Origin of the sequence: Bradyrhizobium sp. 157 (assembly GCF_023073815.1) — a bacterium.
Classification (GTDB): Bacteria; Pseudomonadota; Alphaproteobacteria; order Rhizobiales; family Xanthobacteraceae; genus Bradyrhizobium.
Map to the genome: position 1 here is coordinate 369,674 of NZ_JADPKF010000091.1, position 15,256 is coordinate 384,929.

The 15,256-nt window shown below is 58.5% G+C and carries 9 protein-coding genes and 3 pseudogenes; 4 read left to right on the plus strand and 8 right to left on the minus strand.

Annotation, left to right across the window (positions count from 1 at the left end; genetic code table 11):
- Nucleotides 1-297 precede the first annotated feature (297 nt).
- Together IVA95_RS28595 and IVA95_RS28600 are read right to left on the minus strand one after the other, a co-directional pair.
- Nucleotides 298-474, minus strand: coding sequence for a hypothetical protein (locus IVA95_RS28595; RefSeq protein WP_247513694.1), 177 nt, complete (start codon nt 472-474; stop codon nt 298-300).
- A 1,412-nt stretch (nt 475-1,886) separates the two neighbouring features.
- A complete protein-coding gene (locus IVA95_RS28600; protein WP_247513516.1) occupies nt 1,887-2,039 on the minus strand; it encodes a hypothetical protein in 153 nt (50 codons plus the stop codon).
- A gap of 1,133 nt (nt 2,040-3,172) precedes the next feature.
- Between IVA95_RS28600 and IVA95_RS28605 the strand changes: the two genes are divergently transcribed.
- Nucleotides 3,173-3,910, plus strand: coding sequence for a dienelactone hydrolase family protein (locus IVA95_RS28605; protein ID WP_247513517.1), 738 nt, complete (start codon nt 3,173-3,175; stop codon nt 3,908-3,910).
- 813 nt (nt 3,911-4,723) lie between these two features.
- Here the strand turns inward: IVA95_RS28605 and IVA95_RS28610 are convergent.
- Nucleotides 4,724-5,134, minus strand: a pseudogene (locus tag IVA95_RS28610) (hypothetical protein); the annotation flags it as partial.
- A gap of 236 nt (nt 5,135-5,370) precedes the next feature.
- Between IVA95_RS28610 and IVA95_RS28615 the strand changes: the two are divergent.
- Together IVA95_RS28615 and IVA95_RS28620 are read left to right on the plus strand one after the other, a co-directional pair.
- Nucleotides 5,371-5,682, plus strand: a pseudogene (locus IVA95_RS28615) (transposase); the annotation flags it as partial.
- A gap of 847 nt (nt 5,683-6,529) precedes the next feature.
- Entirely contained in the window at nt 6,530-6,883 is a 354-nt protein-coding gene (locus IVA95_RS28620) for a hypothetical protein (protein WP_247513518.1), read from the plus strand.
- 459 nt (nt 6,884-7,342) lie between these two features.
- On the opposite strand, the gene IVA95_RS28625 is transcribed toward IVA95_RS28620, so the two are convergent.
- From IVA95_RS28625 to IVA95_RS28635, 3 genes and pseudogenes are all read right to left on the minus strand, one after another.
- Nucleotides 7,343-7,927 carry a DUF296 domain-containing protein gene (locus IVA95_RS28625; RefSeq protein ID WP_247513519.1) on the minus strand — a complete coding sequence of 195 codons (585 nt, stop codon included), beginning with the start codon at nt 7,925-7,927 and terminating at the stop codon, nt 7,343-7,345.
- Between the two features lie 1,626 nt (nt 7,928-9,553).
- Nucleotides 9,554-9,948 (minus strand): annotated as a pseudogene (locus IVA95_RS28630) (hypothetical protein); the annotation flags it as partial.
- A gap of 282 nt (nt 9,949-10,230) precedes the next feature.
- Nucleotides 10,231-10,707 carry a hypothetical protein gene (locus tag IVA95_RS28635; protein WP_247513520.1) on the minus strand — a complete coding sequence of 159 codons (477 nt, stop codon included), beginning with the start codon at nt 10,705-10,707 and terminating at the stop codon, nt 10,231-10,233.
- On the opposite strand from IVA95_RS28635, the gene IVA95_RS28640 reads away from it, so the two are divergent.
- Nucleotides 10,706-11,155: a hypothetical protein gene (locus tag IVA95_RS28640; protein WP_247513521.1), complete on the plus strand. Its 450-nt coding sequence runs from the start codon at nt 10,706-10,708 to the stop codon at nt 11,153-11,155. The two genes, IVA95_RS28635 and IVA95_RS28640, sit on opposite strands and share 2 nt — an antisense overlap.
- Nucleotides 11,156-11,961: 806 nt before the next feature.
- Here IVA95_RS28640 and IVA95_RS28645 read toward each other — a convergent pair.
- Together IVA95_RS28645 and IVA95_RS28650 are read right to left on the minus strand one after the other, a co-directional pair.
- On the minus strand, nt 11,962-12,531 hold the full coding sequence (locus IVA95_RS28645) for a DUF296 domain-containing protein (protein WP_247513522.1): 570 nt from the start codon (nt 12,529-12,531) through the stop codon (nt 11,962-11,964).
- Between the two features lie 979 nt (nt 12,532-13,510).
- Nucleotides 13,511-14,656, minus strand: coding sequence for an ABC transporter substrate-binding protein (locus IVA95_RS28650; protein ID WP_247513523.1), 1,146 nt, complete (start codon nt 14,654-14,656; stop codon nt 13,511-13,513).
- Nucleotides 14,657-15,256: the final 600 nt, after the last annotated feature.

The following is a 15,256-nucleotide window of genomic DNA, read 5'->3' on the forward strand; positions in this document are numbered from 1 at the left end:
CGAGCGTGTCGGGTATGCCAGATATCCGCAACTGTCGCGGCAGCGATCGATTTCTGGCAAGTCATGGTCATTCCTGTGGTGGTTGAAACGCAGAGTTGATCGGCAATCAAGATCTCGGGGGGAGCCCTCGCGTCGTCGAATCTGGATGGGGTTGCGGAGACGACGCGAGCGCGGTTTGGTGCGGGCTGACCATCGCCATTTTGATGGGCCGGCTCTCGTTGCTGGCACGGTTCTAGGCGCCGAGGCGAAAGAGCTCGCCGTATTCATCCGCGGGACGGATCATTGGATGATCCTGCGTCAGAAGCAGCGTGAGTTGGGTGCTTGATCGACGCGCTCGAGAGCCTCGAACTGATCAACCGGATCTTGATAGATCGCCTGCGCATTGCGCTTCAGGCGGACCTGCTGTTCGATCCATGCCCGATGCGGTTCACAGGCTGAGCGGGCGAAATCAAACGTATTGGCGGGCACCTTCACTCGGATAGCCGGCGGTCGCGGAGGTAGGGGAGCTTACCGCCGCCCGCGCCTACTCGTGATGACCCTGTGCTACTCGCGGCGCAGCTTCGGGCGGGTGGTTGGCTTGTCTGGCGCTCAAGCAACGTAAATTCAGGGCTTTGCAGATGCGGCTTCAAGACGTTCAACTCCGCGTCTTCTTCCCTAAAGGGGACGAACATGGCCTCGACCTGATCGTTGTGCTGCCATGATGCCCCAGTTCGCCTCCCTGTGCCGCGCAACAGAGAAGTGCCCACTGGCTTCATAGCTGGCAGGGCTGCTTCGTGACTCTGTCCTATAGAATATCCTTCGGCCGCGCAGACCAAAAGAGCCCCGTTCTCCTGCGTTGGCTATTGCGATGCACCGAGCATCTAAGCCACTTGCGCCTCGCTCAAGCCCGCGTAGGATATGGCACACGAATGCTCGTGCTTCACGGCAGCCAAATCCAGAGCGATCACGTGCGTCTGCACATCTCTTGCCGCCAGGCTCGCCAATATCGATCGACGAGGATCGATCCTTCGCCGTTGCGGATTCATTGAAATCGTGCAACGTGAGAAGCGGGTCTATCTGAACCCACAGATTTTCGATCAGGTCTACAAACCATCAGGCAAGTCTGATGATTAATAGATTATGAAATAAAATTCTTCGTTGATTGCCGGCACAGTCTGCACGTCTCGCTGTCGTCTTGCGAGCATTAGCTGCTCATGCATGTTCTCTAACGAGGATATTGCCCGGTGAAATCTTTTTCGCCGCAGCTTCAACCGCGCGCCCTTCCCAACTCAATTCTGATATCGCGAATCTCCTGAACCGGGTCAAACTCAAGACTGGACTACGCGATCGCAGTCAACGATCTGAACGCCGCCTGCGAGAAGGTCGCAAGCGTCGGCGCGGGTGACAATCTCCTGGTATAACCGGCCAGATGCTGTGATTCACTGCAAAATGGGCACCGTGACAGCTTATGGGATACAGTCCGGTCTCGGTTACACGTGCGCCGAGTGGGTTCATGACAAGTCGCTGGCCGCTGTAGCCGCCGACAACATGGCGGTAGAGGTCCTGGACGCGGAGGGGCTAGGCTAGGAGATGCGGCTTGCCTTCCAGATGCTCGCGTTGCGAGACACTAGCGCTCAATCAGCTCGCTTCCTCCTTCGCGGCTCTTACATGCGGAGGCCCGCGATGATCGCTCATCGCATAATTTCCGTCGGAGTTCGCGGTGAAAACGCCGAACTCCTGCAGGGACAGGCCGATTATTACGAAAATTCTGCCGCAAGCTCGGATAGACTTTGCATCTCGAAGGCTGCCGGTCAGGGACCGGTACGGATTGCAGGGCCAGATGCATCACTTTTGAAGGAAGGCGGACTACGGCTAGGTTCCAGCCGCTGGTTCCGTTAGCAAGAACGTCACATGTCCGATGTGCCCAGGCTTTCGCGCCGCGCCTTCGCCATCATCTTCTCCGTTTCTATTGCGACAGCGATGGGTAACACGGGGTTGCTGTCGGTGCTTCCGTTGATTGGCCGCTCGATTGGCATTGCAGACTCGATGGTGGCGGCCATTTTCTCGCTCTCCTCCCTGTTATGGGCTGCCTCCTCACAGTTTTGGGCTCATCAATCGGATCCTCGAGGTCGTAAGCCGCTCATGATCGTCGGCCTTGCTGGATTTGCGGCGTCCATGATGCTTTGTGGCCTAGTGGTGAGCGCCGGCTTGACCCACTTGGCAACTCCGACGATGGTTTTCGGATTTTTCCTGGTCTGTCGCGCGATCTATGGGCTCTTCGGCTCTGCCACCAGCCCGGCGAGTCAAACCTATATCGCGGAGCGCACCTGCCCCGCCGAGCGCACGCGGTGGATGTTGAGCATCGCTGGGGCATCCAGCCTTGGCACCGTGGTTGGCCCAGTGGCGGCGCCTCTCTTCATCGTTGGCGTCTTTGGATTCGCAGGACCGCTGTACGCGTTTGCCTTGATCGCCACGACAATGCTGATCATCGTCGCGTGTTATCTAGATGAGGCGCCGACCTTGGTGACGAAGCCGCCGCTCCGGAGTGATAAGGCGACGCATAAACCGCTGTGGCTCCACTCCAACTTTGCCCCCTTCATCGCTTACGGCTTTCTGCTCTTAGTCTGCCAGAATGCGCTGGCACAGACGTTGGGTTTCCTGATCATCAATCAAACGAGCAAAGCGCTACCTGAGCTCCCATCCCCGGCCTTGCTGCGCATCGCCCAAGGTCATATCGAGATTGCGATGGTGGTCGGGGCCGTCGCGAGTTTGCTTGCGCTCTGGGGCCTCATCCCAGTTTTCCGCATGACCCCGAAGGCGCTCCTGCGATGGGGTGCCGGACTGGCGTCACTCGGCACCGTCTTGGTCGCGCTCTCGCCAGATTATGCCACCGCTATCGTGGGGTATGGCCTGGCTAGCCTCGGCTTCTCTTTGGCCCGACCGGGCTTCATCGTCGGCGCGTCCCTTCCCGTTCCGATGAAGGAGCAGGCCGGCGTGGCCGGAGCTATCGGGGCGGTCAACGGCGTGAATGTGCTTTTCGCGCCGTTCGCGGTGAGCCTCTATGAGGTTTTCGCGCCGGGTCCATTTCTCCTGGAGTCCGTTGTGCTCGCCGGCCTGCTTACTTATGCTTTTTTTAGTCCAACGCTGCTGCTGAGGCAGGACCGACGAACGGGGCGAGCATGGGAGTGCATTCATGAGCCAGGAACAGGTCGGCATCAAAGCGAAGAATGGCCTTTGCCAGGCATGGGTCTTCAAGCCCGGGGGTCTGGGGCCCTGGCCAAGCGTTATCTTCTACATGGACGCGTTTGGCATCCGGCCCGGCATGAAGCAGATGGCGCAGCACCTGGCGGACCTGGGGTACGTGGTGCTCCTGCCCGACCTCTACTATCGCCATGGCGCCTATGGTCCCCTGGATCCGAAGGAAGTGCTTCAGGGCGACTTCGGCGCCATCGTTGGCCCGCTGATGGGCGGCACCGACAACCACAAGGCCGGCGAGGACACCGTCGCCTTCCTCGCCTATCTCGAGAGCCGCCAAGACGTGGCCGGCGACAAGGTGGGTACGGTTGGCTTCTGCATGGGCGGCGGCATGGCGCTGACCGCTGCCGCCTTCTATCCGGACCGGATCGCCGCAGCCGCCAGTTTCCACGGTGGAAATTTGGCCACGGACTTGCCCGATAGCCCGCACCTGCAGGTGGCCAAGATTAAGGGCGAGGTCTATCTCGCCGTCGCCGACAACGACGGCAGCTATCCTCCTGAAATGGCGAAGCTTTTCGACGCGGCCATGGATGCTGCTGGCGTCAACTACACTAGCGAGCTTTACGCGGGAAAGGCGCACGGCTGGATGAAGCCAGACATGCCCGTCTACGACGCTGAGGCGGCTGAGCGCGGTTGGGCCAAGCTTTCGGAGCTCTACGCACGCAATCTTCGCTGAGCGCGACGCTTCTCTGCGCGTGGCAAAGCCGCCTTTGACAAGGCGGGATACGCTGGAGCCTCCCCGCGACTTGGTATTGCTTCAGGCCGCCGACCTCTACTGAGGACATCAAGCGCTGACCTTGGGCTGGACGAAGCGCAGCACGGTTTCGTCTTTCCTCCTAATCGACTTGACGTCTTCCGGCGTCACGTCCAAGCAATTCAGTTGTTCGACGGCTATCTCCAACTGTGCCAGGTATTCTTCGACGATATGCGTGTTTCAGTCGACAACCGCGTAGGAAGAGAACTGCGGCTGGGATTGTGCCAAGCTCGACTTTGGCAACGCGGGCGCGTGACTATCGCCTGTATCGGTCATTCTAAGGAGCGCATCCTCCGCATCAAGGATCTCGATGGAAGCGGCTGATCGACGGGAAGGATTTCCGCAAGAAGGTCGCCGCGATCGAGGTCCAGCTCAAGGCGCTTGAAATGACGCAGCTTCGCACCGTGGCCAACCAGTCAAAGCAACGGGAAGGCGCGCAGGACCCGGCGACGTCGATCCTCAAATATGCGCGACAATCCGGGTGGGGAGCCGTATTGCCGCATCTAGCGATGTTCCCGAGAGACCTCTTGTTGCCTCATCTATTTTGCTCCCTAGCGAGGGGAGCGAAGAAGCCAGTCTCACAACTGGTCGTCATTACGAGCGCGCCGATGTCGCGCTCGGTCCTCGACCGAGCGCTTGCCAAGCCAACAGACCGGTGATCGGGCGTGGTCAAGGCCGCCAGCCGCCGAAGGCGGTGGCGCATCGCGCCAGCCTTGAGCACGGTCGATCACCGGTCTACCTTAGACTACCGACGCTCCGTCGAGCAGCGGGGGGACTTTCCGGTGATGTGACAATCACATCGCTTTGTGCCGCGTTTTCCCCGGAGCCAAACACCAGTGCGCTTGCTTGCTCGCTGCGCCACAATTTGAGACGACGTTGAAGGGTTCGGAGTACTTTGCGCGGGTAGACCCCGGGGTTTTCTGCCTGAAGCTTGGACAGGAGTTCGCTGCTGGTCCGCCATGGCTCGGCCTCGAACCATTCGCGCAGCTGTGGCGTGGCTTTGACCAGCGGATCGGGGCGTCGTCGCTCTCGCTTCAGCTTCGCAATTGGCCTGTCGGTCGGGCGTCCCGCTCCTTCTTTCCATGCTATTCGCAAGCTCGACAAGAACTGTTCAATCGGCGGCATCGCAGTTGGATGGCTTGCTGGGGTGGCCCTTTGAAGATGCAACGCTCCTGAGATTCGCGTTCGATCCGCAATTGATCGGCCTTTTATTGGCAGGCCTGCCTAGGGTCTGTTGGGATTCAGGACTGAACGAAGCCGCTGGCGCGGCATTTGAGGAGAGTAGTAACGGCCGCCTCCTATCTGAGAGGATCGAGGGTTGTCAGAGCCCAACTCCTCAGACAGGAGGTTTTCCGATGGCCCAGCTGCGCCTCTCCGCCGTTGGTGATCTCGCCCATCTCGCCGCCTTCACTCAGCGGCTCGATCAACTCCGACGGACCGACCGGATCGTCTACGCCAATCCGCCATTCGGCGGACCCGAACAGGTGCTGGCTTATCTCGGCCGCTATACGCATCGCGTCGCCATCGCCAACAGTCGGCTGATCTCACTAGCCGACGGTAAGGTGAGCTTTTTCCAGGAACGATTATCGGCAGTATCGCAAAGCCAAGGTGATGACGCTTGATGCCGGTGATTCATTCGTCGCTTTCTCCTGCACACCCTGCCGGACGGCTTTCACCGCATCCGCCACTATGGCTTCCTCGCCATGGCGGGCGCACCGATACAATCGTCCTTTGCCGTCAACTCCTTGGCGTCCGCAACGCTCCGGCTGATCAAGAAGCCGGCGGCGCCCTACTCGTCAAATGCGAGATCCCCGTCAGCCCGATTGCGGCGGCACCATGGGGCGCGTCGATGTCGTCCTGCGAGCCGGCGCGCGCGACCATCCGTTTCGTTGTGACACGTCATGATTAGAGCCTGCACCATTCTCCCCTTCTGTGATCCCCTTCTCGATGGCTACATTCGATGTTGCCGTTGCCGTGGCCGCGTTCGTCACAGAACAATCCGCCAATCGTTCGGCCACGCACCCAGCGCAGCAAATCCCTCGCTGCATCGCGCCCTTGGCCCGACCAATCGAGCCCCTCACATCCGATCATTGTCTCGCCGACGCGTGGCGACCACTGGCGCGCCTTCCCCGCAATTGCCCCCGCCGCACTACCCCATAGAGCCCAAAACTCCGCGGCTTCGTTCAATCCGGCTTTTATGAGGTCGCGACCCGCGCCACGGCGCGCCGAGCGCCCCGGCAAGGACAATCGGCTGTTTGTCGAGGTGGTGTTATTGTCGAGGTGGTGTTATGGATCGCCCGCACGGCCAATCGATGGCGCGATCTGCCACCCGCTTTGGCCACTGGAATAGCGTGTACACACGTTTTTGCGACTGGGTGAAGGCGGATGTGTGGAAGCGTCTGTTCGGCGCGATCTGGGACGAGCCGAGCCTGGAATACGACATGGTCGACGCCACCATTGTCAAGCTTCACCACCAAGGACAGGGCGCAAAAGCGGGGACTCAGAGCCAAGCCATCGGCTTTCGAAAGTTCGAAAGGCGGCATGATCACCAAAATCCTGGCGCTCACCGATGCGCTCGGCAATGTGGCACGTTTCGTGCTGCTGCCCGGGCAGCGCTTCGACACAGTCGGCGTTGCGCCGCTCATCGAAGGCCGCTTCTTCGATGAGCGGTGGAACGCCGACAAAGTCGTTCGGCAGCAACGCCATTATCCCCGAACTCGACATACGCGGCGCCAAGGCCATCATCTCACAGCATTCGCGCCGCGCCACACCGATCGCCATCGATCAGGAAACGGACAAATGGTGCATCTGATCGAAAACTTCATCTGCAAGCTCAAGGAATTTAAGCGCATCGCGATGCGCGCAGACAAATCAGATCGAAGCTTCACACCATGATCATCTGGCCGCCGTCGTGACAGACTCCCGATGAATCCCAGCAGACTCTAGAAAGAGAACTCACGGTTGCGCTTGTGAACTCTGGTGGCATACGGATGGAGAAAATGTGCGGCGGAAAGTAGTGTTTCGCGTTCGGCGCAGATGGCGAGCATCTCTCGGCGAGTACGCAAGCTTGGTCCGGATCCGTGTTGCGGTGCCGCCGCCAATACCGCTTCGGTACCGGCATAGAAAAATACAACATATGGCCTATAAGACCGGCGCAACCACCTCCGGAATTCATGTCGAGAGCCATATCACCGGCTGCGTGTCCTGGCGCAGGCCGATGACGTACTCGGTTAATGGGACCAGATCAGCGCAAAGGCGCTGCGACTGTGCTGCTGGTCACGGCGTAAGTTTTTTCTCCTCGTATGGTCGTGATTCACCGCGGAGGCTACGCCGTGTTGTTGTCCAGCGATTCGGCTATTCCGGTACGAGGTCGTGATAGTAGCCCGCCTTGTCCCAAGTAGCCCTCAAGATGACCCCCGAAACCTTTGCGATAGCGACGGTGAAGTGTGAAGGTACCTTAGCTTCGCCATTCCAAGTGTTTTTGGATATTGGTGACCCCTCCATGAGGTGTCCACAGACCGTCTCCGAGGCACTCGACACCGTAATATGAACGTGGAAATAGGGGGTCTCGTGCCCTTCGAAGCCTGCAACTCCAAAGCCGGTGTCGATCTCCTGTAGAAGCCCAGGATCGGCCTTGTTAACGCTCTCGGGTGTAATCGACTTGTCCGGAACCCAGCCCATCCCGATGATGCCATGCGCGCTCACTTCCAGATGCCCAGGGATCTCAACGTAGTCAATCCCGGTATTCCCCGGTCGTGGCTGGTGGGGAAACCGCTGCACCCTAACCTTCTGCATCGAGCCGGTCGCGTCCAGAAGGATTCCTGTCTTGACATCGAATTGTTTGCAGATGTCCCAAAGGGCTCGAAGAAGATCTTCACCTGCCTCGAGTCGCGCGTAGATGACCTCCTCGATCTTCCCACTGAATGCTTGCCTTTTCATGTCATCGACCTCCAGATTAAGGTGAAGCGCGTGAACTCCTCAGTCCCAGACTTTTTATGGCCGCCCCGAGGGTTGTACTGAAGTAAACGGGATTCCTTGGCCGAATTTCCGCAACGTGGCGCTTGCAAGGACGAAATTCTTCACCTGAACTGGAGGATGCGACGCTTCTGTGCGCCAAGCGTCCGCTGCTACACGTGCAACACCAGGTCGTGCGGACTCTTGGGATTGAACTAAATCACCGGCTAGATCGGACAACTACCAAATCAGATAGAGTTGAGGACGCAAAGGGCGCATGGGCAATCGCCAATTCCATTCGAAAAGTTCTTCTCGATTTCAAGGTGCTGCTCAGAAGAAGGCCGTCCAGCCTTTCGACGCTTCGGCAAGGCTTCCCAAGGATATATACGACCTGTTTGACCCGATACAGTGCAGAATTTTTTCAACTCTACCGGATAGAACGCCATTTAATGGGACGTGCTTCAAAGTAGACCTGTGCGCGCGTTGAATTGGTCTGATATTCTCAAAAGAGAACAGGCTGGTTGATCTGCTTTCCGGTTTGCGGGGCTGTGGTGCGGATCACATGAGACCGTCCGCGTCTGGCCGGCTCATGAGCTTCCCGGAGCGCGATGCAAACCTAGTCCGTGGGAGAGACCTCGTAGATTTGGCCGTCGCGTTAACGCTCAGATCTCACGGCCGCGCGCACAGACACGGTGCTCACTGAAAATAACCCGCAACTCGAGGACCACTTGATACAGGCTCATGTCGTGGATGAGCCACATCTGCGCGTCATTGCCCTCTGCCTGGGCTTCGATGTTAGCGCGTGCCCGAAGTTCTTCGGACTTGGTCTTCCGCTCGCCGGTCCGGTGCAGCGTTCGCCCTCTAGAAGCTGGGTTCCGGCATCAGAGCGTCGGCCGCCTAATAGCCCTGGCGCCGCGATCGAGTGCAATGGCGGCGCCGGTCATTACACCGCCAGGATCGCGATCAGCATACCCTAGCATCAGATGTCCGCATTTACTATCGACGGATTTGCACGACTCGTCACATGAACAAGTCTTAACCGCCTGAACGAACCACAGTCTACGGCAGAGAGTGGCTCGCAAAAACGTTAATCGGTGCATGGCGCGCATGAACTACTCGTAGTTCATTCGATAAACATCACACGCGGCCTGCCGAAGGCGGTGGGAAATGGGCAGTACAGCAGAGCGTGGGCTGCGTATCACAATAGCGATCCAGGAAGTTACGGCATCTTTTTGCGGCAAGCACAGGGTGGTCCGTGTCACCCGCGAACTTGGATCAAGTCACCCGTCATCACGCGTCGCTCTTCTTGCGGAAGCAGACCGCTACGTGCCCGTCGGTATGCCCGGCCGTAAATCTCGACGTCCTTTTGCACGACATCCTCGCGGCCGAGCTGCACAATGGGGAGAACGCCGTCCCGGTAGGCTGCCCGCGGCACGACGCATCCTGAGCTTGCGTCGCCGTGAGTTCGCGCTCATTGAAGTTGTAACGCGCGTTCGGAAAGGTCGGCACGCATTGGCCGTTGACCAACTGCCTGTTCCATCCGACAGCCGCTTGACCATGGGCTAACGATAGTGCCAATTGCCTTTAACGATCCGGGGCTTCACATGCGCGCTATATTGGAATCCGCGGCGCGATGCTGGTGATGCCGCCTCTCACTGGCTGGAGTGGATCGACGCGATGCTGGAGTGGCGCCAGCTTAACTGCAACATTCGGGATCGAGGTCGTCTCGGGTCGGAAGCGATCGCGCAATACTGCAAGATCGGGTAGCTGTCCGGATCGACGTCGATCGCGATCGCCTTGGCGAGCTCGGCATCGCAGGCTCGCTCGTGGGCCAGCGCCAGAAGCTCGACCGACAATTGCAGGCGCGCTGGTCATCACCGAGGTCCCGCAAGGTTCCGAACGGACGTTTGTAAGCTGTGCGCGGGGAAGAGCTGGTCACGATAAACGAGATTGACGAGCGCCATCGGCTTGCGGCGCAGGGCATGTATGACGTGCCGATAATCGACAAAATGTCCGCCTTGGATCTCCGATACAAGGCGGCCGCCCAGCAGCGTATGCCGAGGATAGCATTCGAGCCGATCGACGGCCTTGACCATCCGCCAGGCCTCCAGAGCGAGTTCTACGTTCCAGGAACGTGACCTTTCGGGCGTGTCGCTCGAATACCTCTTCTGTGACGCGACCAGGTTCAAAATGCACCCCGACAGCGACAGCGCCGGCGGTGCTCGCCGCCTAGCGCATCACCGCCGTCGGAAACTCGGAAAGAAGGTCCTGGTGAGCCTCGGAGTGGACTACGACGAGAGCGAAGAGGCCTGTGGGACTTCCTGCGCGGGCTCAAAGAGCGAGGTCCCCGCGCCCCGCTCCTCGGCATTTGCGACGGCGCCCTTGGTCTGATCCGCGCGTTCACCGACGTGTTCGGCAAGAGCCTCCGCCAGCGCTGTCTCGCGCATGCCGGAAGGAACGTCCTGGCCAATGCGGATTGCGACGAAGTCGCCCAAGGTGCCCGAGGAGGCCAAGGAGGAGATCAGGAAGGCCTTGGGCCATCTTCGCAAGATCGACGCGCCGCCCGGCGAGCGCGCCGTGGCGATCGCGCGCGGAGGCGTTCGCGGAGGCATACGGCAAGCGCTACCCCACCGCGGCCCAGCGCTTTGACCAATAACATCAAAGAGCTGACGACCTACCTGCGCTTCCCCATGGAGCACCGCGAGAGCATCCGCCACGTGCCGCGCCATCTGCTTCATGCCGGGCCGGATGGCGAACGCGTCCATGAAGATGACGCTCGGCTCGGGCAGGGCTCCAGACCGTCTGGCGCCTGCCTTCATTTTTGGGCTGACGTCGCCGATAACATCGTCCATGGCGAGCGCTTTTCACCTTCAGACTCCTGCCGGCCAGTGGGAACTTCGAACGATTATCCGTCAAACGTCTGCACGAGCTGCTCAAGGTAGCGACCGGGCAGGCCGCGCTGCCGTCGTCTTGCGGTGCTGTCTGGACTTCATGGCGTCGGGACAGATCACTAAGGTCGGCGGCTGGAAAACCCTCTCCACCGCGATCTGTTCGGTCGCGCGGGACAAGCCGGAGAAGGCGCTCCAGGCGTCTCAATTTTGCAGCGAAGCTTCCGGTCGAACTCGCGCAGACAAGCAAATACTCCGTGTTTACTTACGCAACAGCTTGGGCCCTGAGATGTTTCCCCAGGCTTATGAAAAAGGAAACCTTTGAACTTCTATTACCAAGTGCGATTGCCGTTCGGACGGACACACTTACATCACGGCTAGATTCTTGCGTCCTGGCCGACTTAGGGTTCGTTTCGGTCTGATGCTATTGAAGAGGGCGATAACAACCAACAAATTTTCTGCAACGAGTACCTTGGCAGTTCTCTATGGGCGTAACCTTTCGCTCTGCAACTATGTTGATAGTGCCACGATGAAGCACGGGCTGAATATTGGTTCATGAATACCGATGATGATACTCACGCAATTGCAGACTTGAGACGATCTAAAACGACGGCTACGGGATCGTCGGAACGCCTACTGCAGTGGTGAGGGTCAAAATTGGACGTTCTCGCTCCGGGCTCAATGGGAACGAGATTCTGAGGACGTATCTACGGGCAGTGCACCGCTCTCGGCCAGAGCACGCGGTGCAGAAGCTACAGTTGAATCGCAATCGCTTCACGTAGTTCGGCTTCTTCGCAGTAAAGATGGCCCCCTTCGAGCAGATTGTCCAGGAGGTTATAACTCGGGCATGCCGCAATTACTGCGCGGCGCATATAGTCAAGTCTTCGATCATGCAGTAAACGCATAAAACCAATCGAACGATTCTTCCCACAGCACCTGCTAGGTCACATGCTTGCGCTTGAGCTCGCGGGCAATAACGGACCAGCCAGGCTCGGCCATCTTGCAGCGGCCCGGCTTCATCCCAGGCACCACCCCCTACAGCAGTTTCTCCAGCTCGGCGTCGCTTATTGGTTCAGCGCACCGATCGTGGCGCCTTACCGCCGAGAATACGCCGTGTTCTTGTCCAGCGAACTATGCCGGCACGAGGTCGTGATAGAAGCCGCTCTTGTCGTAGGTCGCCCTCAAGATGACCCCCGAAACCTTTGCGATAGCGACCGTGAAGTGCGACGGCACTTCAGCGCCTCCCTCCCAATTAACGCCGCCGACCAGTGAACCCTGCAAGAGGTGCCCACACACTGTCTCCGAGACATTCGTTACAGTGATATTGATCTTGAAATAGGGGGTCTCGTGTCCTTCAAAGCCGCCAGCACCGAAGCCTGTGTCGGGATAGTGACGGTGAAACTCCGGCGTCGGCGGCAAATTATCCGGGACCCAGCCCGTCCCAAGGATGCCAGTCGCGCTCACCTGTAGCGGCCCCGGGATCTCAAGGAAGTCAACTCCCCAATTGTCCCTCCGTGGCTCTCTAGAAATCCGCATCAGCCTGACCTTGGCGAAGTTGCCGGTCGCATCGAGAAGGATACCTGTTTTGATATCGTATTCTTTGCAGATTTCCCAAAGAGCGTGAACGAAGTCTTCGCCGGCCTCGAGTCGAACGTAGATGATCTCTTCGATCCTCCCTCTCATTCCTAGCCTCTTCTTCATGTCATAGATCTCCAGATGATTAGGTAAGACGCCTGACTCTCCAGTCGCAGGCCTTTGATAGCCGCCCGGGTTCTGCGGGGACACTACGGGATCCAGTAGCCGAATTTCCGCAATGTGGCGCTTCCCAAGGACGAAAGTCTTTGCGGGGGCTAAGGAAAGCGAGGCTTTTGTTCGATCAGGTGCTCGCAGACCGAGCGCCGGTCCAACTCATGAATGCGCATCCTTTGCTGCCCGCCGCTCCTTCGGGAGGGCGCCCGTCTGTCAATCTGAACTGCCCCCTTCACAAGGACGTCCTGAAAGCGTCTGCTAAATTAGGTCACCGGCAGCAAGCTGACCTTTGTGGCCACGGTTCAGGGTAGTTCTCGGACCATGATCCTCGAGCACCGGCCGCATCCCGAACAGGGCTTCCGTACCACAATGGGGATCGTGTACCTAAACAAGGTCTACGAGCGTCGCCTGGGGCGGCCTGCGAACGCGCCCCCCGCCGGTGAGCGCGTGCAGCCACGACGGTGACGAGCTCTTCGCAGCCGTCCCCGGCTCAACCGACTATCACTGAGGAGGCCATCCCACGTTCCATCAGCGCCACGCCTCGATTTTCCAGGACATGGCGCTGACCTTCCGCGAACTGATCGACAATCCCAAAGCTGTCGGCCTGGGGCGCGCCGACTAACTGGCGCTGCTGTTGGCCGCAAACCATCCACCGGCAGGACAAGCTCCTCGGCGCCCGATTGCGCCATGCGCGCCTATGCCGGGACAAGGTCGTGATAGTGGCCGCTCCTATCGAAAGTCGCCCTCAAAATGTCCCGCGAACTTTTGCGATAGCGACCGTGAAGGGCGTGGTTATTTTAGCTTCGCCGTTCCAAGTAAGTGCGGCAAATCGGTGAACCATTCAAGAGGCGCCAGACCGTCTGCGATGCGCTCCTAACCGAAATATAAACGTGCTAAGCTAACCATGAGGTCCGATTTCCGTCGGTAGCCGCTATTGTGCTCGCCATGTCAACCAACGCTCCTGTATGTGTTCCGCGTTGGTCTTGCCGTCCGGACGTTTCTTCAAAAACCAGGGAACGTCGTACCGGACTGTCTTTGCCGCGTTGTCGGGGCTTATGCTGGTCAGTGGCACCAGTTCGGCTGGCAGGTACTTTAGCTGATCTAGATTTGGGCTGGAAAAACCGGTCCATTGGGTAAAGGCGGCCGCTATCTCGGCCCGATTCACGAATGCGATGAATTTCTGTGCGTTCGCGCTGTTCGGCCCCCCCTTAAGAACAGTCCAGTAGTTTTCGGTTACAGTAGCGCCGTCCCATACCATGCGAATGGGCGCCCCCTGCTTGATGGCCACCAGAGCACGGCCATCGTAGGCACTCGTCAGCGCGTATTCACGGTTGATGAGAAGTTGTATGGGCTCGCCACCTGCCGTCCACCACTTGACAATGTGAGGCTTGATCTCATCGAGTTTTCTAAACGCTCTATCGATCTTATCATCAGTCAGTCGCCAGAGACCTTTGTGCGTCACGCCATCGGCGCTCAACGCAAACGCCATATCGGCGATAAAAGAATTGGCAGAGAGTCCCCGCGGTCCCGGAAATTCCTTCATATTCCAGAAGTCCGCCCAGTTCTTCGGCCCGCCCTTCGGGAAAGCACGTTTATCATAAACCAACACGCCGACGTTTTGGAATGCAACGACAGCGTCCTTCAGACGGGCAGATTCTGGCACACCTTTTTGCGCCTCGTCATCCCAGAGGCTGTAGTCGATGGGTATAAACGCGCCGGCCTGCTGCAGTTCCAAGTAGGCAGGCCAAAAAGGGTTGACAAAGGCAATGTCCCAGTCGACCCGGCCAGCTTCGAGCATCGCCTTAATCTGCGGCTCGGCATTGTCAGCAGTCACATCGACAACCCTGATACCCGTCGACTTCGTAAAGGGGTCAGAGACATACCTACGCAACTTTTCCGTGAACGAGCCGCCATAACTGTAAACGACTACTTCGCCAGTGCCGGCGAGTTTTTCCTGCCCGAAGACTGCAGTGGCTTTTGAAACAAACGGCGCACTCAACAGCGCTGTCGACGATTGAAGGACCGAGCGTCGGCTCACGCGACGGAACGGAAATTTACGAGACACCTGCTCGGACATGATTCCCCCTTTGGAAGCCAATGTTTGGTTGTCAACGGCTAAAAGGCGCACCTCAACTCGAACCTATGGGACCGTAGCTTGTCGTCCGAGCCGGATTTCACCAATTGTCGGCGTCGCCGCGATAAAATCCCGCATCAGCCAGACGGCTTTAAGCACGATGTCGACTTGGCAACAAATTGAAACCGATAGAAAGCTCCCGCCAAGGCTCGGATTGCCAATACTGACTCTTAATAAGCTGGCGCCTCCAGTGCGCTTTTATATCGACCAGATCTCGCTCTACAGGACCTTCAGTTCCGCAGCAAACCAATCCAGAAGAGAGGTCGCGTAAGCGATCCCGCAGCGAGCTTCGGAGAACTTGCCCTGCTCGGCGGCAATGGTTGTCGACCGGTCTTCGTCGAGCGGGCGCTAGCGCGATCCACTCCCGAAGAATAGTTGCCCGAGGCATCTGGCGGCTCGTCGCGCCAGCGTAAGATGCGCCGTGAGTGGGGATCAGGGCGAGATCGACTGTGATGCCACATTCAGCAGGAGATCCCCTGACTCAGGATCACAGGTTTAGCTCCCTTCGGAATTTAAATGCAGAGCCCGACAGCGTGTCCTGAT